The following is an 18,578-nucleotide window of genomic DNA, read 5'->3' as shown; positions in this document are numbered from 1 at the left end:
GTCCCACGCTCCGCGTTGGAAAGCCTCTAGGGACGCTCCGCGTCCAGTGACGCGGAGCGTCACGGGCTGCATTCCCACGCAGAGCGTGGGAACGATCGGTTAGGTGAATTCGAACGTATCGGCATCCAGATTCGCTGGAAACCGCGTGCGATAAGCCTGTAGATCCGCAGCATTCAGCACCACCTGAAACACACCATCAGCCTCTCCTGCGCTGAGCAAGGTCTCCCCCTGGAAATCCAGCACCTGACTGTCGCCGGTGTAGGCAAAACCTTTGCCATCCGTGCCAATGCGATTCACCGCCGCCACATAGCAGAGGTTCTCGATCGCCCGCGCCGGCAGCAAACGGTTCCAGTGCTGGCGGCGTGCACCGGGCCAGTTGGCGGTGTACAGCAACAGGTCGGTGTCCTGGGCATCGCGGCTCCAGACCGGGAAGCGCAGGTCGTAGCAAATCAGTGGCCGTACGCGCCAGCCCTTGAGTTCGAACTGCACCTGACGCTCGCCCGGCGTGAAGTGATTATGTTCGCCCGCCATACGGAACAGATGACGTTTATCGTAGTGCCAGACCTCCCCTTCCGGACGCGCCCACAGCAAGCGATTGCGATGACTACCGTCGGCGGCCTGGACGATGATGCTGCCGGTGATCACCGCGTCGAGCTTCGCCGCCTGAACGCGCAACCACTTGCTGGTCGGGCCGTTGTCCGCCTCGGCGAGCGTTTCCGATTCCATGGAGAAGCCGGTGGTGAACATCTCCGGCAGGATGATCAGGTCCGCTCCGCGAGCCTGCTCCAGCAACTGTTCGAAATGCTCCAGGTTAGCCTTCCGGTCGTGCCAGGCCAGCGTGGTCTGGATCAGCGCAATATTCAGGTTGGGCAGTGCACTCAGATCACGCATAGTTTTGCCGCTGCTTCACGCAGGGTCTCCTCACGTTTGGCAAAGCACAAGCGCACCAGGCGCTGGCCTGCGGGTGGGGTCTGGTAGAACACCGAGATCGGAATACTCGCCACGCCATGTTCACGGGTCATCCACAGCGCCATCTCAACGTCGTTGAGGTCCGGGCGGATCTGCGAATAATCGACCAACTGGAAATAAGTGCCGGTCACGCGAGTGAAACTGAACCGCGACGGTGTCAGCAGATCGCAAAACAGATCACGCTTGGCCTGATAGAAACCTGGCAGCTCTTCGACGTGTTCCGGGTGCTCGGCCATGAAGTCAGCCAAGGCAAATTGCAGCGGCGTCACGCCGCAGAAACTGACGTACTGATGAACCTTGCGCAGCTCGGCAGTGAGCGCGGGCGGGGCGACCACGTAGCCGGTTTTCCAGCCCGTGACGTGGTAAGTCTTGCCGAAGGAACTGACCACGAAGGCGCGCTGATACAGCTCTTGGTGATTCAGCACACTGACGTGAGGCACGCCGTCGAACACCAGGTGTTCGTAGACTTCGTCGCTGACCAGATAGATGTCGCGACCACGAATCAAATCCGCCAACTGATCTAGTTCTGCACGGCTGATCAACGCGCCACTCGGGTTGTGCGGCGAGTTGAGAACAATCATCCGCGTGCGCGGCGTAATGGCCTCGGCCAGCTTCTGGAAATCGATGGAGAAATCATTCAGCCCGAGTTGCACATGCACGCAACGGCCACCGGCCAGCTCCACCGAAGGTTCGTAACTGTCGTAGGCCGGATCAAACACGATGACTTCGTCACCGCTGTGGATAACCGCCTGAATCGCACAGAATATCGCTTGGGTGGCGCCGGGGGTGATGGTCACTTCGTGGTCGGCATCGACATTGACGCCATAGCTGCAAGCGATTTTCGCCGCCACTTGCTGGCGCAAGGCAGGCAGACCAGTCATCGGCGAATACTGGTTATGGCCATTGGCAATGTGCCGACCGACCGCATCGCACAGCGCCTGCGGGGCATCGAAATCGGGAAAACCCTGGGACAAGTTGATCGCCCCGGTTTGTGCCGCGAGTTGAGACATCTGAGTGAAGATAGTGATGCCGACATTCGGCAGCTTACTGGTGATCATCGGTAGCCCCTTGCAGGTGAGCTGCAAGTTTCAAGCGACAAGCTGCAAGCGGTCAAGCTCAAACCTTCAGACACAAAAAAGGGCCCTGGAAAGGGCCCTTTCTTACTTTAACTTGAAGCTTGCAGCTTGAAACTTAAAGCTGCTTTTATCGCTTATCGCGGCGCTTTTTGTCGGCCTTTTTGTGGTGCGACATCATGCGACGCTTCTTGTTGACCTGACGGTCTGTCAGCGAGGTCTTGTTGCCTTCGTACGGGTTCTCGCCGCCCTTGAACTCGATGCGGATCGGCGTACCGACCAGCTTCAAGACACGACGGTAAGTGTTTTCCAGATACCGGACGTACGACTTCGGCACTTTCTCGATCTGGTTACCGTGAATCACGATGATCGGCGGGTTTGCACCACCCAAGTGGGCATAACGCAGTTTGATCCGGCGGTTGTTTACCATCGGCGGTGCGTGTTCACCGACCGCATCTTCCAGAATCTGGGTCAGGCGGTTAGTTGGCCAACGGGTCACGGCGGACTTGAACGAGTTCTGTACCGAGGCGTAGAGATTGCCCACGCCCGTACCGTGCAACGCCGAGATGAAGTGGATGTCGGCGTAGTCAACGAAGAACAGTCGACGTTGCAGCTCGACCTTCACGAAGTCGCGCTCGCTCGGCGYCATGCCGTCCCACTTGTTGATCGCGATTACCAGCGCACGACCCGACTCAATGGCGAAGCCCAGCAGGTTGAGGTCGTGATCCACCACACCTTCGCGGGCGTCCATCACAAAGATCACCACGTTGGCGTCTTTGATCGCTTGCAGGGTTTTGACCACGGAGAACTTTTCAACTTCTTCGTGGATCTTGCCGCGCTTGCGCACACCAGCGGTGTCGATCAGCGTGTACTTCTCGTCGTTACGCTCGAACGGGATGTAGATACTGTCGCGGGTCGTACCCGGCTGGTCGTACACGATGACCCGGTCTTCACCGAGCATGCGGTTGACCAGGGTCGACTTGCCAACGTTCGGGCGACCGATGATGGCGATCTTGATCCCGTCTTTTTCGCTTGGGCCAGGAATGCGCTTGGCTTCCTCACCTTCGGCAACGATCTCTTCTTCGCCGTCTTCCGGCTCTTCGTCATCTTTCGGGAAATCGCTCAGGGCGATTTCCAGCATCTGGGTGATGCCACGACCATGAGCACCGGCGATAGGGATCGCGTGGCCCATGCCCAACGGGGCGAATTCAGCGCGGGCCATTTCAGGGTCGATGTTGTCGACCTTGTTGGCAACCACGTAAGAACGCTTGTTACGTTTGCGCAAATGCTCGGCGATCATCTGGTCGGCGGCGGTGAAGCCAGCCTTGGCATCTACCAGGAACAGAACGACATCGGCTTCTTCAATGGCCAGCAGCGACTGCTCGGCCATTTTTTCGTCCATACCGTGCTCGTCACCGGAGATACCGCCGGTGTCGACCAGAATGTAGGAACGCCCTTGCCACTTGGCCTCACCGTATTGGCGATCACGGGTCAGACCGGACAAGTCGCCGACAATGGCGTCGCGAGTCCTGGTCAGGCGGTTGAACAAGGTGGACTTGCCGACGTTCGGTCGACCCACCAGGGCGATTACGGGAACCATGCGGCTCTCCACTTCGTTATTTCAGAAAATACAAAAGCCGCTGCGAGGCAGCGGCTGGTGCTCGGGGCAACGCTTGAAGGCGCTGCGAACCCCGTGAAACGGGGTTGCCTGGGGTTAAACCCCAAGCATAGTCAAACCTTTACTTAATGGTCAGGGCTTCCAGTTTGCCGCTGTTGCCATATACATAAATCGTGTCACCCACCACCAGCGGACGGGCACGCAGGCCGTCGCCGTCGATCTTTTCGCGGCCGACGAAACGACCGTCCACCTGACTCAGCAAATGCAGATAGCCTTCCATATCGCCGACTGCAACGTAGCTGGAGAACACTTCCGGAGCCGACAATTGACGGCGGGCCAGCGAATCGTTGCTCCACAACGCGGAGGTGGAACGTTCGTCGACGCCTTCAACGGTGCCCGAAGCCAGGCTCACGTAAACGTTGCCAAACCCTTGGGAGAGGCCAGCATAGCTGGAAGCATCACGCTGCCAGAGCTGACGACCGCTTTCCAGGTCCAGTGCCGCAAGACGACCCTGATAGCTGGTGACGTATAGCGTACCGCCGGACAGCAGCAAGCCACCGTCGATATCGACCACACGCTCCAGCTCCGAACGACCCTGCGGGATCGCTACACGTTGTTCCCAAACCGGCACGCCGTTGGAGACATTGAGAGCGACCACTTTACCGGTCGACAGGCCTGCTACCGCCAAGCGGTTGGTCACGATCGGCGCACTGGTGCCGCGCAGCGTCAGGACCGCAGGGGTGCTGTCATACAACCAGCGCTGGTTGCCGGTCGCGGCATCCAGACCGATCAGACGATCGTCCTGAGTCTGAACCACCACCACGTCACCGTTGGTGGCCGGCGGTGCGAGAACTTCACTGTTCACGCGAGCGCGCCATTTCTCTTCACCATTGATCGCGTCCATGGCAACGACTTCGCCTTGGAGCGTACCAATCATGACCAGACCGAAACCCACGCCAACGGCGCCGGAAACAGGCAGGTCGAGATCTTTCTTCCATTTGACGTCGCCGTTGCTGCGATCCATCGCTACCACGACGCCAGTGACGTCGCCAGCATAGATGGTTTCGCCGTCAATCGCCGGTACCAGCATGTTGTAGGATTCGCCCTGACCGTCACCGATCGAACGACTCCACTGCTTTTGCAGAACCACTTCTTCTTTGAAGTCGACCAGCTCGGCAGGTGGCAATTCCTTTTTGCTGTTGCTGCTGCAACCCGCGGCCAAAATGGCCAGGGCCAGCAATGCTGCATGTTTCCAACGAATCACGTCACGCATCCCCTTTGGCCAGATCATCCAGCTTGATTTGCAGGCCACCGACCGCCGCTTCATCCGACAGGGCGGCCTTGGCTTTTTGATACGCCTTGTTCGCTTCATCGGTACGACCCAACTGCACCAGCAGGTCGCCTTTGAGTTCTTCGCGTGTGGCCAGGAATGCTTTGTCGGTATCGCCTTCGAGCAGTTTCAGGGCTTCATCGGCCTTGTTCTGCGCGGCCAGTACCTGCGCCAGGCGCTGACGGGCAATTTCGCCCAGCGCCGGGTTGGCCGGTTTGGCGACAATGGCTTTCAGCTCGGTAGCGGCGTCGTCCAGCTTGCCGCTGTCGACCGCGACTTTCGCCACGAACAGGCTGCCGTATTGCGCGTATGCGCTACCGGCGAACTCGCTTTTGAGCTTGCCGGCCAGGTCGGCTACACGGGCTGCGTCAGGATTGCCGTCGGGCGTCAACGTGGTTTCGAGCAATTGCTGATAGAGCATCGAGGCGCCTTGCGACTGATTGCTCTGATACTTGTGAAAGGCTTGCCAGCCGAACACGATGACCAGCGCCAACAGGCCGCCAGTGACCAAGGGCTTGCCGTTGCGTGACCACCAGTCCTTCAAATCCGCCAGATGTTCGTCTTCGGTACTCGACACCCCAATACTCCTTAATCACTAAATCGGCTGTTTGACAGCTTCAACCCTGCACGACGCAGGTGGCCAGGTGTGCAGCAAGCGCATCCCAGGCAATACTTTGTTGTTCGCCCTGGCCACGCAGGGGTTTGAAACCTACCACTTGCTGGGCCATCTCATCGTCGCCGAGGATCAGCGCATACAGCGCACCGCTCTTGTCGGCCTTCTTGAACTGGCTTTTGAAGCTGCCGGCGCCGGCATTCACTTGCAGGCGCAGGTTGGGCAATTGATCACGGACACGTTCGCTCAGGGCCAGGCCGGCTAGCTCTGCGGCTTCACCGAAGGCGCAAAGGTAGACGTCGACCTGACGGGAGATTTCTTCCGGGATCTGCTCCAGGGTTTCAAGCAACAGCACCAAGCGTTCGATACCCATGGCGAAACCAACGCCCGTGGTCGGCTTGCCGCCCATCTGCTCGACCAGACCGTCGTAACGACCACCGGCACACACGGTGCCCTGGGCGCCCAACTTGTCGGTGACCCATTCGAAAACGGTCTTGCTGTAGTAATCCAGCCCGCGAACCAGCTTCGGGTTGATCACATAAGGAATGCCGGCGGCGTCCAGACGAGCCTTCAGGCCCTCGAAGTGCACGCGGGACTCATCGTCCAGGTAGTCGGCCATTTTCGGCGCGTCCACGAGGATGGCTTGCGTATCGGCGTTCTTGGTATCCAGAACCCGCAGCGGATTGGTCTTCAGACGGCGCTGGCTGTCTTCGTCCAGCTTGTCCAGATGCGCGGAGAGGAACTCGACCAGCGCTTCACGATAACGACCGCGCGACTCGGCAGTGCCCAGGCTGTTGAGTTCGAGCTTGACCGCATCACGGATGCCTAGCTCGCCCCACAGGCGCCAGGTCAGCACGATCAGCTCGGCATCGATGTCCGGACCGTCCAGGTTGAACACCTCGACACCGATCTGATGGAACTGGCGATAACGGCCTTTCTGCGGACGCTCGTGGCGAAACATCGGGCCGATGTACCAGAGTTTCTGCACCTGGCCACCGCCGGTGATGCCGTGCTCAAGCACTGCACGCACGCAGGCCGCCGTGCCTTCAGGACGCAGGGTCAGGGAGTCGCCGTTGCGGTCGTCGAAGGTGTACATCTCTTTTTCGACGATGTCGGTCACTTCACCGATAGAGCGCTTGAACAGCTCGGTGAACTCGACGATCGGCATGCGGATCTGCTTGTAACCGTAGTTATCCAGCAGACGCGAAACAGTGCCCTCGAAATGACGCCACAGGGGAGTCTGTTCGGGCAGGATATCGTTCATGCCACGAATGGCTTGCAAAGACTTGCTCACAATAAATCCTTAAATTCGTTCGGCTCTTTAGTCAGGCTCAGCCACGCGCAATAACGGCAGCGTCAGCTTCGACCTTTTCGGCCGCTTTCTGGCGAATCAAGCGTTCAAGCTCATCCACCAGATTGTCATTCGTCAGTTTCTGCGACGGCTTGCCGTCGATGTAAATCAGGTTTGGCGTGCCGCCGGTCAAGCCGATATGGGCTTCCTTGGCTTCACCCGGCCCGTTGACCACGCATCCGATGACCGCGACATCCAGCGGCACCAGCAGGTCTTCGAGACGCCCTTCCAGCTCGTTCATGGTTTTGACCACATCGAAGTTCTGCCGCGAGCAGCTCGGGCAGGCGATGAAGTTGATGCCACGGGAGCGCAAATGCAGGGATTTGAGAATGTCGTAGCCGACTTTCACTTCCTCGACCGGGTCAGCCGCCAACGAGATGCGAATAGTATCGCCAATCCCTTCGGCGAGCAGCATACCGAGGCCCACGGCGGATTTCACTGTGCCTGAGCGCAAACCACCCGCTTCGGTGATACCCAAATGCAGAGGCTGGACGATTTCTTTGGCCAGCAGGCGGTAGGCTTCGACGGCCATGAACACGTCGGAGGCCTTCACGCTGACTTTGAAGTCCTGGAAATTCAGGCGTTCGAGGTGCTCGACGTGACGCAGGGCAGACTCGACCAGCGCAGCCGGGGTGGGCTCGCCGTACTTCTTTTGCAGGTCTTTTTCCAGGGATCCGGCGTTGACGCCGATGCGGATCGGAATCCCGCGATCACGGGCGGCATCGACCACCGCGCGTACGCGGTCCTCACGACCGATATTGCCCGGGTTGATCCGCAGGCAGTCAACACCCAACTCGGCCACGCGCAAGGCAATCCGGTAGTCGAAGTGGATGTCAGCCACCAATGGCACCTTGACCAGTTGCTTGATCTTGCCGAAGGCTTCGGCCGCATCCATGTCCGGCACGGAAATGCGCACGATATCGACGCCAGCGGCTTCCAGACGATTGATCTGGGCCACGGTGGCGGCCACATCATTGGTGTCGCTGTTGGTCATGCTCTGCACAGCGATAGGTGCATCGCCGCCAACAGGCACGTTACCGACCCAGATCTTGCGGGATTCGCGACGTTTGATTGGAGATTCGCCGTGCATGACTTATTGACCCAACTTCAGGCGAGCAGTCTCGCCACTGGTGAACGGAGCGACATCAACCGCCTGACCGTTGTAGCTGATTTGCGCGCCACGGGCGAAGCCCAGACGCACGGTGAACGGCGGTTTGCCGCTGACGGAAACGCTATCGCCTTTACGCTTGAGACCACTCAACAGCACCTTGCCAGCGCCATCGGTCACTTGCGTCCAGCAGTCAGCGGTGAACTTCAGCTGAACCTGGCCTTGGCCGGCTACTGGAGCTGTCGTTACTGGAGCGGGAGCAGTCGGAGCGGTCACCACCGGTGCTGGAACAGCCGGAGCCGGAGCGGCCGGTACTGCAACCACTGGAGCGACGTTGTGTGTCGGGGCAACCGGCGTCGAGGCTGTCGGTGCAACAGCAGGCGCCGTTGCTTCAGCTTTAGCCGGCGCCTCAGAGGTGGTTTCGACTTGAGGCAATGCAAGCGGGGTAGCGCTTTCAGCCTGACCTTGCGCGACGGCCTGGTCTTCCGGCTCGTCCAGAGGATGGATCTGGGTGGTGCCGTCGGCGCCTTCCACTTCAACGTGTTCAGGGCTCAGACCGATAATATCCTTGGTGCGCAGCGAAGTTTGATCCTGCCACCAGACAAAACCACCGCCAATCACGGCGATCAGCAACAACAGGCTGACAATACGCAAAATAGTATGGGAAACCCGCACCGGCTCTTCGATACGACCCAGGCTGTGCACGCTGCTGCCGTGGGAATCGGTGCCGGTGGATTGGTCGAACTGCTGGACAAGAACGGCCTGGTCCATGCCCAGCAATTTGGCGTACGCACGGATATAACCGCGAGCAAAGGTATGCCCAGGCAGCTTGTCGAATGCGCCGGCTTCCAGGTTGCTCAAGGAGGTGACAGTGAGGTTGAGCTTGAGGGCCACTTCGGACAGCGACCAGCCATTGCTTTCGCGGGCCTGGCGCAAAGTCTCACCGGGGTTAACGCGATTCGCTGCTACAACTTCGGGATGCGCCGCTTTCATCATTGCTCCGACAGGTATTGCTGATATTCCGGTGTACCGGGATAGAGTCGTTTTAGTTGCAGGCCTGCACTGGCGGCCTTGTCGCGATCTTCAAACACTGTTGCCAGCCGAACACCGAGCAATAGACTACGTGCATTTTGCTCGGTCAGCAGGCTAAAACGATCGTAATAGTCACGCGCGGGCACATAATGCCTGTCTTCGAAGGACAACTCAGCCATTTCGAGTAATGCACGTGGCTGTTGGCGATTCAAACGCAGGGCTTTTTCCAGTTGCTGCTGCGCGAGATCACGCTCACCCAGCTTTGATGCGGTCATGCCCAGGTTCTCGAATACTCGCGAACGCTCAGGATACAGCGTATCGGCGGCGGCCTGTTCAAAGCGCTCGTACGCCTCTTTGTAACGTTTTTCCTCGAACAGAAAACTGCCGTAGTTGTTCAGGATTCGAGCATCGTTGGGGCGGGAGGACAGCGCCTTGCGAAAATGCTGGTCTGCCAGTTCAGGCTCCATTTCAGCCTGAAACACCAACCCTAATGCCGCATTGGCATCCGGGTCCGAGTCATCCAGGTCCAACGCTTTTTTCAGCGGGACTTTAGCGCGTTCGGTCATGCCTTGTTGCAAGTAGCCCAAGCCCAGCTGCACGTAGGCAACACGCGCCTCATCACGGCCCTTACTGGTCTTCATCGGATTGAAATCGCCCGAAAGGACACAACCAGCACACAGGCTGGCCCACAGCAAAAGCAGCGCAAAGCGCAGGGACATAGAGATCCTCTCTTGAATTATTTCGCGGCGTTTTGTGCCATATCGTTTTCGGCGCTCAACTCGCGCACGGCGATATAACGTTCGCTGCGACGGGTGCGATCCAGCACCTGCCCTACCAATTGGCCACACGCGGCATCGATGTCTTCACCGCGGGTGGTGCGTACGGTGACATTGAAGCCTGCATGGTGAAGCTGATCCTGAAACCGGCGAATCGCGTTGTTGCTCGGGCGCTCGTAGCCGGAATGCGGGAACGGGTTGAACGGAATCAGGTTGATCTTGCACGGGATGTTCTTGAGCAACTCGATCATCTCAACGGCATGTTCAACCTTGTCGTTGATGTCCTTGAGCAAAGTGTACTCAATAGTCAGCACGCGCTTTTCGCCCAGGGACGACATGTAGCGCTGGCACGACTCAAGCAGCATCTTAAGCGGATACTTCTTGTTGATCGGCACCAATTGGTTACGCAATGCGTCATTCGGTGCGTGCAACGACAACGCCAGCGAGACGTCGATGTGCTTGGACAGCTCATCGATCATCGGTACCACGCCGGAGGTCGACAGGGTCACACGGCGCTTGGAAATGCCGTAGCCCAGGTCATCCATCATCAGGTGCATGGCCGCGACAACGTTGTCGAAGTTCAGCAGCGGCTCGCCCATACCCATCATCACCACGTTGGTGATGGCACGGTCGGCGGTCGCCGGGATGCTGCCGAACGATTTATTGGCAATCCACACCTGACCGATGACTTCGGCGGCGGTGAGGTTGCTGTTGAAACCTTGCTTGCCGGTGGAGCAGAAACTGCAATCCAGGGCACAGCCTGCCTGGGACGAAACGCACAACGTGCCACGTTTGCCCTGGGGAATGTACACGGTCTCGACGCAGCTGCCGGACGCCACGCGCACCACCCATTTACGGGTGCCGTCGGTGGAAATGTCCTCGCTGACCACTTCAGGACCACGAACCTCGGCAATAACCTTGAGCTTGTCGCGCAAGGCCTTGCTGACGTTCGTCATGGCGTCGAAATCATCGACGCCAAGGTGGTGAATCCATTTCATTACCTGACCGGCACGGAAACGCTTCTCCCCGATTGAGTCGAAGAATTTTTCCATTTCCTGTTGAGTCAGACCCAGCAGGTTGGTTTTTACAGTCGATGTAGTCATGGATTCACCTTCACTCTTAAGCAATGCTTAGCGAGTGGTTACTTCAGTAGCTGCGAAGAAGTACGAGATTTCGCGAGCAGCAGCGGCTTCGGAGTCCGAACCGTGTACAGCGTTGGCATCGATGGAATCAGCGAAGTCAGCGCGGATGGTGCCGGCAGCAGCTTCTTTAGGGTTGGTAGCGCCCATCAGCTCACGGTTCAGAGCGATAGCGTTTTCGCCTTCCAGAACCTGAACAACAACCGGGCCGGAAATCATGAAAGCAACCAGGTCGCCGAAGAAACCACGAGCGCTGTGCTCAGCGTAGAAGCCTTCAGCTTCAGCTTTGGACAGTTGCTTCAGTTTCGAAGCTACAACGCGCAGGCCTGCTTTTTCGAAACGAGTGGTGATCTCGCCGATGACGTTTTTTGCAACAGCGTCAGGCTTGATGATGGAGAAAGTACGTTGAACAGCCATGGTGTAACTCCAGAAACGGTAATTTGTGAAAAATTAAACCCGCGAATTATACGCGGGTTATTGGGTATTGCCTAACTGCGTACGGCGCAGACTCAGTCTGCTTCTTCGATCCAGGCGGCCTGAATGGCTTCAAGCACCTTCTCGCCACCGCGGGTCGGATCATCACTGAACTCCGGCAATGCCAGCACCCATTGGTGCAGATCGACGAAGTTCACATAACGCGGATCCACTTCCGGCCTGGACTCAGCCAGCTGGATCGCGATTTCCAGCACATCAACCCATTTCAGACTCATGTCGCTTCCTTGAATCAGTGCGGCGCTTCAGCCGCATGGTTGAGCGAATATTTCGGAATTTCCACTGTCAGGTCTTCAGTCCCGACTTTGGCCTGACAGGCCAGGCGGGACTGAGCTTCCAGCCCCCAAGCCTTATCAAGATAGTCTTCTTCCAGCTCGTCAGCCTCTTCCAGCGAGTCAAAGCCTTCACGAATCAGGCAGTGACAGGTGGTGCAAGCGCAGACGCCGCCACAGGCGCTTTCCATCTCGATATGGTGCTCATGCGCCAGTTCGAGGATGGACGTACCGGTCTCAGCCTCAACAACCATGCCTTCCGGGCAAAACTTCTCGTGTGGCAGAAAAATGACCTGCGGCATCGTTATTCCTCAATCTCATTCAGGTTGCGCCCCGCCAGCGCGGCTTTCACCGTCGAGTCCAGGCGGCGGGCAGCAAAGGCATCGGTCACTTGCGACAGACGCTTGGTCTGCAGCTCGATGGCGTAACCATCAGTACCTTTCATCAGTTCGGTCAATTCCTGCACCTGCATATCGATGACCAGGCGCTCTTCGGCGTCGAGCAAGCGCTCGCCATCAGCCTCCAGAGCAGCCTGTACCGCTTCAATCAGGCGTTGTGCGTCGACCTGCTGCTCACGCAGCACTCGGGCAACCTTGTCGTCATTGGCGTGCTGGAACGAATCCTTGAGCATCCTGGCGATTTCGCCGTCGGTCAGGCCGTAGGACGGCTTGACCTGAATGCTCGCCTCAACACCCGAACCCAATTCACGGGCCGAAACACTGAGCAGACCGTCGGCATCGACCTGGAAGGTCACGCGAATCTTCGCCGCGCCGGCCACCATCGCCGGAATACCGCGCAATTCGAAGCGTGCCAGGGAACGACAGTCGCTGATCAGCTCGCGCTCGCCCTGCAATACATGGATCGCCATGGCCGACTGGCCATCTTTATAAGTCGTGAAGTCCTGAGCGCGGGCGACAGGGATGGTGGTGTTGCGCGGAATCACCTTCTCCATCAGACCGCCCATGGTTTCCAGCCCCAGGGACAACGGAATCACGTCGAGCAACAGCAGTTCATCGCCGTCGCGCTTGTTGCCAGCCAAGGTATCGGCCTGGATCGCAGCACCGATGGCCACCACTTGATCCGGATCGATTTCAGTCAGCGGCTGACGACCAAAGGCTTCAGCGACGGCTTCACGAACGCGCGGCACGCGAGTCGAGCCACCGACCATGACCACCGCATGCACTTCTTCCAGCTCGACACCGGAATCACGCACTGCACGGCGGCAGGCTTTCAGGCTGCGAGCGACCATCGGCTCGATCAGCGCGTCAAAGGCCTCGCGAGTAAGCTCCGCGCTCCAGTCACCATGAGCCACTTTGACCGACAAGGCATTGGTCAGCGCTTCTTTGGCAGCGCAGGCCGTTTGCAGCAGTTGACGCTGCGCACCCGGGTCGAGGTCGGCGGACAAACCGGCGCTCTCGATAATCCAGCCGGCAATCGCGTGATCGAAGTCATCGCCACCCAGCGCGCTGTCGCCGCCGGTAGCCAAGACCTCAAACACACCGCCCGTCAGGCGCAGAATCGAAATATCAAAGGTGCCGCCGCCCAGATCATAAATGGCGACCAGGCCTTCAGCGTGTTGATCCAACCCGTAAGCGACCGCCGCGGCCGTCGGCTCATTGAGCAAACGCAGTACGTTCAGACCGGCCAGTTTGGCCGCATCCTTGGTGGCTTGACGCTGCGCATCATCGAAATAGGCCGGAACGGTGATCACCGCGCCGACCAGCTCACCACCCAACGTCGCTTCGGCGCGCTGACGCAGCACTTTCAGGATATCGGCGGAGACTTCCACCGGGCTTTTCGGCCCTTGGATAGTGTCGATGAACGGCATGTGCGACTCGCCGCCGACAAAGCGGTACGGCAGTTGATCGCCTAATTGCTTGACGTCGGACAGACCACGACCCATCAAGCGCTTGACTGACAGCACCGTATTCAACGGATCGGTCGCGGCAGCCAGCTTGGCGGACTCGCCGACTTCGACGCGATCAGCGTGATAGCGCACGGCAGACGGCAGAATGACCTGTCCGTCAGCGTCAGCCAGAGGCTCGGAAAGACCACTGCGCAACGCAGCGACCAGCGAATTGGTAGTGCCCAAGTCGATTCCCACAGCCAGACGACGCTGGTGCGGTTGAGGACTTTGGCCGGGTTCGGCGATCTGCAGTAGGGCCATTGGTATCAGGACTTATCTGTATATCAGGCGTGCGACCGGAGCGGCACTGGGTTAATCGTCGAGGCGCTCTTCTAACTGGCGCACTTCGTAAGTGAGCTTGTCGAGGAACTGCATGCGCCGCATCAGGCGTTCGGCCTGTTCACGGTGCACAGCGTCATTCCAACAAGCCGCGAAGCTTTGGTTCAGTACATCCTGGGCGGTTTTCAGCCGACGCTTGAACGCTGCAACACCGGCCAGATCGGCACTGTCTTGCAGGTCTTCGAGCTCTTCACGCAGCTCCATCTGCTGCAAAAGAAACTCCGGATCATGCACCGTGACCTCCAGCGGCAGCTCGCCACCATTCAAAGCGAGCAAGTAACGCGCACGCTTGGGGGGACTTTTGAGCGTCTGGTAGGCCTCGTTGAGGCTCGCGGATTGCTCTAGCGCCAACCGCTGCTCACGCTCGGAAGCGTCAGCAAAGCGGTCCGGATGAACACTGCGCGCCAACTCACGGTAGCGCGTAGCCAGCTGGTCGAGGTCCAGATTGAAACTCGGTTGCAGCTCAAATAAAGCGAAATGACAAGGAGTACCCACGACAAGCCTCAGATGTTGAAGCTTTCGCCGCAGCCACATTCACCGCGTACGTTGGGGTTGTTGAACTTGAAGCCTTCGTTCAACCCTTCCTTGACGAAATCGAGCTCGGTGCCGTCCAGGTAGGCCAGGCTTTTCGGGTCGATAATCACTTTTTCGCCGTGACTTTCAAACACCTGATCCTCTGCAACCACCTCGTCGACAAACTCCAGCACGTAGGCAAGGCCGGAACAGCCTGTGGTGCGAACACCCAGACGAATCCCTTCACCTTTGCCGCGCCCGTCGAGGGAGCGCCGCACGTGTCGAGCAGCCGCTTCTGTCATGCTGATAGCCATCGGTGACTCCTTACTCGTCGCCAAAACCTGAAAGTCAGATCAAGCCTTTCTTCTGCTTGTAGTCGCGAACGGCCGCTTTGATAGCGTCTTCAGCGAGTACGGAGCAGTGAATTTTCACTGGCGGCAGGGCCAGTTCTTCAGCCAGCTGAGTGTTCTTGATGGTCTCTGCTTCATCCAGAGTCTTGCCTTTCATCCACTCGGTCGCCAGGGAGCTGGAAGCGATCGCCGAACCGCAACCGTAGGTCTTGAACTTGGCGTCTTCGATGATGCCTTGCTCGTTGACCTTGATTTGCAGGCGCATAACGTCGCCGCATGCCGGAGCGCCGACCATGCCGGTGCCGACATCAGGATCTTCCGCGTCCATCTTGCCGACGTTGCGCGGGTTTTCGTAGTGGTCGATGACCTTTTCGCTGTAAGCCATGATGCTTATTCCTCACTCATCAGAGAGTCGCTCTTTAAGCCCTGCAAACCTTGGTTTTACAGGGCCGGTTCGCGGCGACTTGAAATCAGTGTGCCGCCCACTCGATTTTCGAAATGTCGACACCGTCTTTGTACATGTCCCACAGCGGCGACAAAGTGCGCAGCTTGGTAACGGCCTCGCAGACTTTCTGCGCGGCGTAGTCGATTTCTTCTTCGGTAGTGAAACGGCCGAAGGTGAAGCGAATCGAGCTGTGTGCCAGTTCGTCGTTGCGGCCCAGGGCACGCAGTACGTACGAAGGCTCCAGGGAAGCCGAGGTGCAAGCCGAACCGGACGAAACCGCCAGATCCTTGAGCGCCATGATCAGCGACTCGCCTTCAACGTAGTTGAAGCTCAGGTTCAGGTTGTGCGGTACGCGGGCGGTCATGCTGCCGTTGATGTACAGCTCTTCCAGGCCTTCGACCTGTTTGAAGAAGCGGTCGCTCAGGGCTTTGATGCGCACGTTTTCGGCAGCCATGTCTTCTTTGGCTACGCGGAAAGCTTCACCCATGCCAACGATCTGATGGGTCGCCAGGGTGCCCGAACGCATGCCACGCTCGTGACCGCCGCCGTGCATGGTCGCTTCGATGCGAACACGCGGCTTGCGGCTGACGTACAGCGCGCCGATGCCTTTAGGGCCGTAGGTTTTGTGTGCGGAGAAGGACATCAGGTCGACTTTCAGCTTCGACAGGTCGATGTCGACCTTGCCAGTGGACTGAGCAGCGTCGACGTGGAACAGGATGCCCTTGGAACGAGTCAGCTCGCCGATGGCGGCGATGTCGTTGACGGTGCCGATTTCGTTGTTCACGTGCATGACCGAAACCAGGATGGTGTCGTCACGCAGTGCAGCTTCAATCATCTCTGGCGTCACCAGACCATCGGTACGCGGCTCGAGGTAGGTCACTTCGAAGCCTTCACGTTCCAGTTGGCGCATGGTGTCGAGGACAGCCTTGTGCTCAATCTTGGTGGTGATCAGGTGTTTGCCCTTGGTCGCATAGAAATGCGCCGCACCCTTGATTGCCAGGTTGTCGGACTCAGTGGCGCCGGAGGTCCAGACGATTTCACGCGGATCGGCGTTGACCAGGTCTGCGACCTGACGACGAGCGTTTTCGACGGACTCTTCAGCTTTCCAGCCGAACACGTGGGAACGGGACGCCGGGTTACCGAAGTTTCCGTCGACCAGCAGGCATTCACTCATTTTTTGCGCTACACGCGGATCAACCGGGGTGGTCGCAGAGTAATCAAGGTAAATCGGCAATTTCATGGACTATCTCCTAAATCAGGCTGGCTGGCGTGCCGTTAGCTCTTTGGCTGTCATTCGACGGCGGACGCTTCAATCTTGTCCAGGCGTGGCGCCTTGCTATTGCAACGGCGCTGGTCCTGACGCTGGGCTATATCTTGCACCTCACGGCGAGTCACAAGGTCAGCCAAGCTGATACCGCTCAGAAATTCGTGAATCTGCAGGCTCAGGTCGCACCACAAGTGGTGAGTCAGACAGGTATCGCCGGAATGGCAATCGCCTTGACCCTGGCATTTGGTTGCATCGACCGACTCGTTCACCGCATCGATCACCTGGGCGACCTGGATGCCCTGCATATCGCGGGACAATTGGTAGCCACCACCCGGCCCCCGGACGCTGGACACCAGATTGCTGCGGCGCAATTTGGCGAAAAGCTGTTCGAGGTAGGACAGGGAGATGCCTTGGCGCTCGGAGATATCGGCCAGGGACACAGGCCCGTGCTGCGCGTGCAACGCCAGATCGAGCATGGCGGTCACGGCGTATCGGCCTTTTGTAGTCAGTCGCATGGACAATTACCACGGAGTTCGTAATGGGGCGAGTATGCAATTCCCGAGTATTTAAGTCAACTATAAGACCTAGTACTTTAGTCAGGTTTACCCGCAAAAGAGCGGCCGCATCATAGCAAAGGCTGGACGGTTACAGCCAGCAATTGCGCGTTATCGTTCATCGCGAGCAGGCTSGCTCCCACATTTGAAATGCATTTCCCTGTGGGAGCCAGCCTGCTCGCGATAAATTCGACTCGGTCTAGCTGGCCTGACTCTGATCCTTGTCCTTCACACAGGCGAAATCTTCTTCACGCAGTTCAGGCAGATCCTTGGCGCAGTAATTACTGCCCAGATCCTTCAGCGCGCCGCACATCCCCTCCAGACGACCATCGACCGCCTGCAAGTGATCAAGCAGCTGACCAATGGCACGCGCTACCGGGTCAGGCATGTCTTCGCCGACACCGTAGGCATCAAAACCAATCTTCTCGGCCATGGCCTTGCGCTTGGCATCCTGCTCATCATCGGATTTGACGATGATCCGCCCCGGAATCCCCACCACCGTCGCCCCCGGCGGAACCGCTTTAGTCACCACGGCATTGGAGCCGACCTTGGCACCAGCGCCGACAGTGAACGGGCCAAGCACCTTGGCACCCGCGCCGACTACCACGCCATCTTCAAGGGTCGGGTGACGCTTGCCCTTGTTCCAGCTGGTCCCGCCCAGCGTCACGCCTTGATAAAGGGTGACGTCATTGCCGATCTCGGCGGTTTCACCAATAACAATGCCCATGCCATGGTCAATAAAGAAACGACGACCGACTTTGGCGCCCGGATGGATTTCGATCCCGGTCAGCCAGCGACCGAAGTTCGACACCAGCCGCGCCAGCCACTTCAGCTCAGCGCGCCACAGGGCCGCCGACAGGCGATGAATCCAGATGGCATGCATGCCCGGGTAGCAAGTCAGGACTTCAAAAGCGTTACGCGCCGCCGGGTCTCGGTGGAATACGCTTTGGATATCTTCACGCAAACGCTCGAACATTTTTAATCCTTCCGCTTTAGAAGCTCGCCACGGGCCGCTTTTTGGGTTTCCGTGAGGATGCCACGCAATATATTCATTTCCGCCCGGCTGACCGAGCTACGTCCGTACAACCGGCGCAGGCGCGCCATCAAGTGCCGTGGCTTTTCCGGATCGAGGAATTCGATGGCCACCAGGGTTTGCTCCAGATGTTCATAGAACCGCTCCAGCTCATCCATGGTCGCCAGCTCACCACTTTTGGTGGACGCCACTTCATCCTTCTCGACCTTGCTCGGCTGCCCTTGGGCCGCGAGCCAGGACATGCGCACTTCATAACCCAACACCTGCACCGCCGCCCCAAGGTTCAGCGAACTGAACTCAGGGTCTGAGGGGATGTGCACGTGATAATGACATCGCTGCAGCTCTTCATTGGTCAGGCCGGAATCTTCACGACCAAACACCAAGGCAATCTCGGCGCC

At 58.4% G+C, this 18,578-nt stretch carries 21 protein-coding genes; all 21 read right to left on the bottom strand.

Translation table 11 applies throughout. From position 1 onward, the window contains the following. Positions 1 to 99: 99 nt before the first annotated feature. Positions 100 to 891 carry an amidohydrolase gene (locus AC1DSG_RS14825; RefSeq protein ID WP_477791551.1) on the bottom strand — a complete coding sequence of 264 codons (792 nt, stop codon included), beginning with the start codon at positions 889 to 891 and terminating at the stop codon, positions 100 to 102. Further along, on the bottom strand, positions 879 to 2,027 hold the full coding sequence (locus AC1DSG_RS14820; RefSeq protein ID WP_477791550.1) for a pyridoxal phosphate-dependent aminotransferase: 1,149 nt from the start codon (positions 2,025 to 2,027) through the stop codon (positions 879 to 881). Before AC1DSG_RS14820 ends, AC1DSG_RS14825 begins: the two co-directional genes overlap by 13 nt. Before the next feature lie 145 nt (positions 2,028 to 2,172). Next, positions 2,173 to 3,642: a ribosome biogenesis GTPase Der gene (der, locus tag AC1DSG_RS14815; protein ID WP_477791549.1), complete on the bottom strand. Its 1,470-nt coding sequence runs from the start codon at positions 3,640 to 3,642 to the stop codon at positions 2,173 to 2,175. A gap of 139 nt (positions 3,643 to 3,781) precedes the next feature. Continuing rightward, on the bottom strand, positions 3,782 to 4,933 hold the full coding sequence (bamB, locus tag AC1DSG_RS14810) for an outer membrane protein assembly factor BamB (RefSeq protein WP_477791548.1): 1,152 nt from the start codon (positions 4,931 to 4,933) through the stop codon (positions 3,782 to 3,784). Continuing rightward, positions 4,926 to 5,567, bottom strand: coding sequence for a tetratricopeptide repeat protein (locus AC1DSG_RS14805; protein ID WP_477791547.1), 642 nt, complete (start codon positions 5,565 to 5,567; stop codon positions 4,926 to 4,928). Before AC1DSG_RS14805 ends, bamB begins: the two co-directional genes overlap by 8 nt. 40 nt (positions 5,568 to 5,607) lie before the next feature. Then, positions 5,608 to 6,897, bottom strand: a complete 1,290-nt coding sequence (gene hisS, locus AC1DSG_RS14800) for a histidine--tRNA ligase (protein ID WP_477791546.1) — start codon at positions 6,895 to 6,897, stop codon at positions 5,608 to 5,610. Between the two features lie 37 nt (positions 6,898 to 6,934). Then, positions 6,935 to 8,044, bottom strand: a complete 1,110-nt coding sequence (gene ispG / locus AC1DSG_RS14795; protein ID WP_007944259.1) for a flavodoxin-dependent (E)-4-hydroxy-3-methylbut-2-enyl-diphosphate synthase — start codon at positions 8,042 to 8,044, stop codon at positions 6,935 to 6,937. A 3-nt stretch (positions 8,045 to 8,047) separates the two neighbouring features. Further along, entirely contained in the window at positions 8,048 to 9,055 is a 1,008-nt protein-coding gene (locus AC1DSG_RS14790; protein WP_477791545.1) for a RodZ domain-containing protein, read from the bottom strand. After that, complete coding sequence (gene pilW / locus AC1DSG_RS14785) at positions 9,055 to 9,813, bottom strand: type IV pilus biogenesis/stability protein PilW (RefSeq protein ID WP_477791544.1); 759 nt, start codon at positions 9,811 to 9,813, stop codon at positions 9,055 to 9,057. Before pilW ends, AC1DSG_RS14790 begins: the two co-directional genes overlap by 1 nt. A gap of 17 nt (positions 9,814 to 9,830) precedes the next feature. Continuing rightward, the gene (gene rlmN, locus AC1DSG_RS14780; RefSeq protein ID WP_477791543.1) at positions 9,831 to 10,973 is read right to left on the bottom strand and encodes a dual-specificity RNA methyltransferase RlmN; all 1,143 of its coding nucleotides are present in this window, start codon (positions 10,971 to 10,973) and stop codon (positions 9,831 to 9,833) included. Between the two features lie 27 nt (positions 10,974 to 11,000). Then, positions 11,001 to 11,426: a nucleoside-diphosphate kinase gene (ndk, locus tag AC1DSG_RS14775; protein WP_007916882.1), complete on the bottom strand. Its 426-nt coding sequence runs from the start codon at positions 11,424 to 11,426 to the stop codon at positions 11,001 to 11,003. Between the two features lie 92 nt (positions 11,427 to 11,518). Continuing rightward, a complete protein-coding gene (gene iscX / locus AC1DSG_RS14770; protein WP_007903597.1) occupies positions 11,519 to 11,719 on the bottom strand; it encodes a Fe-S cluster assembly protein IscX in 201 nt (66 codons plus the stop codon). Positions 11,720 to 11,733: 14 nt separating this feature from the next. Next, complete coding sequence (gene fdx / locus AC1DSG_RS14765) at positions 11,734 to 12,075, bottom strand: ISC system 2Fe-2S type ferredoxin (RefSeq protein WP_110660899.1); 342 nt, start codon at positions 12,073 to 12,075, stop codon at positions 11,734 to 11,736. A 2-nt stretch (positions 12,076 to 12,077) separates the two neighbouring features. Beyond that, complete coding sequence (hscA, locus tag AC1DSG_RS14760; protein WP_477791542.1) at positions 12,078 to 13,940, bottom strand: Fe-S protein assembly chaperone HscA; 1,863 nt, start codon at positions 13,938 to 13,940, stop codon at positions 12,078 to 12,080. 51 nt (positions 13,941 to 13,991) lie between these two features. Further along, positions 13,992 to 14,513 (bottom strand): co-chaperone HscB, encoded by a 522-nt coding sequence (gene hscB, locus AC1DSG_RS14755; protein ID WP_477791541.1) that lies wholly within the window; start codon positions 14,511 to 14,513, stop codon positions 13,992 to 13,994. Between the two features lie 8 nt (positions 14,514 to 14,521). Further along, positions 14,522 to 14,845 (bottom strand): iron-sulfur cluster assembly protein IscA, encoded by a 324-nt coding sequence (gene iscA / locus AC1DSG_RS14750; RefSeq protein ID WP_003227904.1) that lies wholly within the window; start codon positions 14,843 to 14,845, stop codon positions 14,522 to 14,524. Positions 14,846 to 14,879: 34 nt separating this feature from the next. After that, the gene (gene iscU, locus AC1DSG_RS14745; protein WP_003443374.1) at positions 14,880 to 15,266 is read right to left on the bottom strand and encodes a Fe-S cluster assembly scaffold IscU; all 387 of its coding nucleotides are present in this window, start codon (positions 15,264 to 15,266) and stop codon (positions 14,880 to 14,882) included. An 85-nt stretch (positions 15,267 to 15,351) separates the two neighbouring features. Then, positions 15,352 to 16,566, bottom strand: a complete 1,215-nt coding sequence (locus AC1DSG_RS14740; protein ID WP_477791540.1) for an IscS subfamily cysteine desulfurase — start codon at positions 16,564 to 16,566, stop codon at positions 15,352 to 15,354. 50 nt (positions 16,567 to 16,616) lie between these two features. Continuing rightward, positions 16,617 to 17,108, bottom strand: coding sequence for a Fe-S cluster assembly transcriptional regulator IscR (gene iscR / locus AC1DSG_RS14735; protein ID WP_007948177.1), 492 nt, complete (start codon positions 17,106 to 17,108; stop codon positions 16,617 to 16,619). A 238-nt stretch (positions 17,109 to 17,346) separates the two neighbouring features. After that, positions 17,347 to 18,123, bottom strand: a complete 777-nt coding sequence (gene cysE, locus AC1DSG_RS14730) for a serine O-acetyltransferase (RefSeq protein ID WP_477791539.1) — start codon at positions 18,121 to 18,123, stop codon at positions 17,347 to 17,349. A gap of 2 nt (positions 18,124 to 18,125) precedes the next feature. After that, positions 18,126 to 18,578 (bottom strand): RNA methyltransferase (locus AC1DSG_RS14725; RefSeq protein ID WP_477791538.1); only part of this gene is annotated, 453 nt, incomplete at its 5' end.

It is taken from the genome of Pseudomonas sp. P5_A12 (genome assembly GCF_056400685.1).
The sequence above is the reverse complement of the archived record's forward strand: the minus strand, read 5'-3'. Positions and strand labels throughout refer to the sequence as shown.

Bases quoted from the DNA above. Each gene is read 5' to 3' on its own strand.
- ndk (WP_007916882.1), bottom strand. From the start codon at position 11,426: ATGGCTGTTCAACGTACTTTCTCCATCATCAAGCCTGACGCTGTTGCA.
- AC1DSG_RS14820 (WP_477791550.1), bottom strand. From the start codon at position 2,027: ATGATCACCAGTAAGCTGCCGAATGTCGGCATCACTATCTTCACTCAG.
- cysE (WP_477791539.1), bottom strand. From the start codon at position 18,123: ATGTTCGAGCGTTTGCGTGAAGATATCCAAAGCGTATTCCACCGAGAC.
- pilW (WP_477791544.1), bottom strand. From the start codon at position 9,813: ATGTCCCTGCGCTTTGCGCTGCTTTTGCTGTGGGCCAGCCTGTGTGCT.
- hscA (WP_477791542.1), bottom strand. From the start codon at position 13,940: ATGGCCCTACTGCAGATCGCCGAACCCGGCCAAAGTCCTCAACCGCAC.
- AC1DSG_RS14825 (WP_477791551.1), bottom strand. From the start codon at position 891: ATGCGTGATCTGAGTGCACTGCCCAACCTGAATATTGCGCTGATCCAG.
- fdx (WP_110660899.1), bottom strand. From the start codon at position 12,075: ATGCCGCAGGTCATTTTTCTGCCACACGAGAAGTTTTGCCCGGAAGGC.
- AC1DSG_RS14790 (WP_477791545.1), bottom strand. From the start codon at position 9,055: ATGAAAGCGGCGCATCCCGAAGTTGTAGCAGCGAATCGCGTTAACCCC.
- rlmN (WP_477791543.1), bottom strand. From the start codon at position 10,973: ATGACTACATCGACTGTAAAAACCAACCTGCTGGGTCTGACTCAACAG.
- iscR (WP_007948177.1), bottom strand. From the start codon at position 17,108: ATGCGACTGACTACAAAAGGCCGATACGCCGTGACCGCCATGCTCGAT.
- iscX (WP_007903597.1), bottom strand. From the start codon at position 11,719: ATGAGTCTGAAATGGGTTGATGTGCTGGAAATCGCGATCCAGCTGGCT.
- AC1DSG_RS14740 (WP_477791540.1), bottom strand. From the start codon at position 16,566: ATGAAATTGCCGATTTACCTTGATTACTCTGCGACCACCCCGGTTGAT.
- ispG (WP_007944259.1), bottom strand. From the start codon at position 8,044: ATGCACGGCGAATCTCCAATCAAACGTCGCGAATCCCGCAAGATCTGG.
- bamB (WP_477791548.1), bottom strand. From the start codon at position 4,933: ATGCGTGACGTGATTCGTTGGAAACATGCAGCATTGCTGGCCCTGGCC.
- iscU (WP_003443374.1), bottom strand. From the start codon at position 15,266: ATGGCTTACAGCGAAAAGGTCATCGACCACTACGAAAACCCGCGCAAC.
- iscA (WP_003227904.1), bottom strand. From the start codon at position 14,845: ATGGCTATCAGCATGACAGAAGCGGCTGCTCGACACGTGCGGCGCTCC.